2 protein-coding genes are annotated in these 2,023 nt (G+C 52.2%); both read left to right on the top strand.

Going from position 1 to position 2,023, the window contains the following annotated elements:
- Nucleotides 1–544, top strand: a 544-nt coding sequence (locus tag ABY802_RS16785) for a DUF805 domain-containing protein (protein WP_372628260.1), incomplete at its 5' end; no start/stop codon positions are given.
- 39 nt (nucleotides 545–583) lie between these two features.
- On the top strand, nucleotides 584–2,023 hold a 1,440-nt coding region (locus ABY802_RS16780; protein WP_372628259.1), incomplete at its 3' end, for an L-lactate permease.

The raw sequence follows: 2,023 nt of genomic DNA, 5'->3' as shown, positions 1-2,023 counted from the left end.
GCTGGAGCGCAGCTTACAGGCAAAAATTGTCGTGCCAATGGCGGTGTCCTTGGCCTTCGGTATTCTGTTCGCGACGGTTATTACTTTGGTACTGATCCCGGCGCTGTATGTTATTTTAGAGGATGTGAAGAAAACCGTGCCACAAGCGTTTAACAGTTTTGGCCGGGCCATACGCAGTTATGCGCTGTTTGACCAGCCCGACAGCCGCCGTGAGTTCTGGCAGTTTTTCTGGGTGCATATTGCGCTGTTGCTGGTATTGCTTATTGTGGATGGTATTGTTGCCCGTACAGGATTGTTACCTATGGGGGTGATCGCCTTGTCATATTTATTTGCCATGACCTTGCCGATTACCGCTGCAATTTGTCGCCGTTTAGTTGATCTGGAGTGGAGCCGTTGGTGGGCCTTGCTGTTGATTATTCCGCTACTGGGTTTTGTGGTATTACTGATAATGACCTTGTTTCCCGGTAAACACGCGCTGCAGGTTGAAAGTGTTAATGAAGCAGGCGATCTCAGCCATTCACCGGTAACTGATAGCGGTTTCTAAGCAAGCCGCAACCCGCAAAGGAGGCAGTAGCGTAAGCGGATGGATGCACTGCAATGGTTAACAGCGGCGATGCCGCTGTTAAGTGTTTTTATATTACTGGTGTTGCTGCGAATGCCCGCTAGCCGGGCGATGCCGCTAAGCTTAGTGGTCTGTACGGCACTGGCTTATCTGGTGTGGCAGGTGCCCGCGGTGCAGCTGGCTGCTGCCCTCGCCGAAGGGCTGGTTATTGCCAGCACAATTTTGTGGATAGTATTTGGTGCCATATTATTACTGAACGTACTAAAGCAAACGGGTGCTATCGGGGTTATTAAAAGTGGTTTTGCTGCGATATCGCCGGACAAGCGGGTGCAGTTAATCATTATCGCCTGGTTATTTGGTAGTTTTTTAGAAGGTGCTGCCGGCTTTGGTACTCCGGCTGCTATCGCCGCGCCGTTGTTAGTTGCCCTTGGTTTTAGCCCCATTGCTGCCGTGGTACTGGCGCTGGTTGCCGATTCCAGTGCTGTTTCCTTCGGAGCGGTTGGCACGCCGGTGCTGGTCGGTATTGCGCAGGGCGTACCAGGTATAACGCACGATGCGGTACTGCAAGTTGCCTTAACGGCCATTAGTATCGATATTGCTGTAGCGTCCTGGTTACCCCTGATTATGGTGGTGATGTTAACCCGTTTTTTTAGTAGCAGGCGCAGCTGGCTCGACGGTTTTGCTATCGCGCCTTTTGCGCTGTTAAGTGGCCTGGCTTTTACTGTGCCCGCGTACCTGGTGGCACTATTGCTAGGTCCGGAATTCCCGTCAATACTGGGTGCGCTTATTGGCTTAGTCCTTATTTGCACCGCCGCCCGCTACAAAATATTACTGCCGGCCAGGCCATGGTTAGGTGATGCAAACAGCACTGAACAGCAAGTTCTGTCGGCGCAGCCAGATGTAAAGCCCTGTAAATCAGCGGTGGCGCTGCCGCAAGTCATGTCGCTTGGCCGTGCCTGGTTACCTTACGTGTTAATCGCTGTGCTACTGATCCTCAGCCGGATCCCGGGCTTACCCTTTAAACATTATCTACAACAGATGGCATGGCAGTGGTCTGATATTTTTGGTACCGAGCTTAGTGTGACCGTAAGCCCGCTTTATCTACCTGGTACCCTGTTTGTGCTGGTGGCTATTGCTAGCTGTTTTTTGCTGCGTGGTTCAACTACGCTGTTAATGGCAGCTTGCCGGCACAGTGCTCAGATGCTGTTACCATCCGCCATTGCGTTGGCCGGTGCCGTACCCATGGTAAGAATTTTTTTGCAATCTGATGTTAACGGTGCCGGGCTTCCTGCGATGCCGATCGCGCTGGCAGGCGAAGCGGCTCAGTATTTAGCGCACAGCTGGTTGTGGATAGCGCCCTTTGTTGGCGCACTCGGCTCTTTTATTGCGGGTTCTGCCACTTTTTCTAACCTGATGTTTGGCAGTTTTCAGCAGGCCATGGCCACAGAGGCTGGTTTACCT

It is taken from the genome of Arsukibacterium sp. (assembly GCF_041616895.1).
Lineage (GTDB): Bacteria > Pseudomonadota > Gammaproteobacteria > Enterobacterales > Alteromonadaceae > Alishewanella.
Note: the sequence above shows the minus strand (reverse complement) of the source record. Positions and strands in the feature narration are given on the sequence as shown.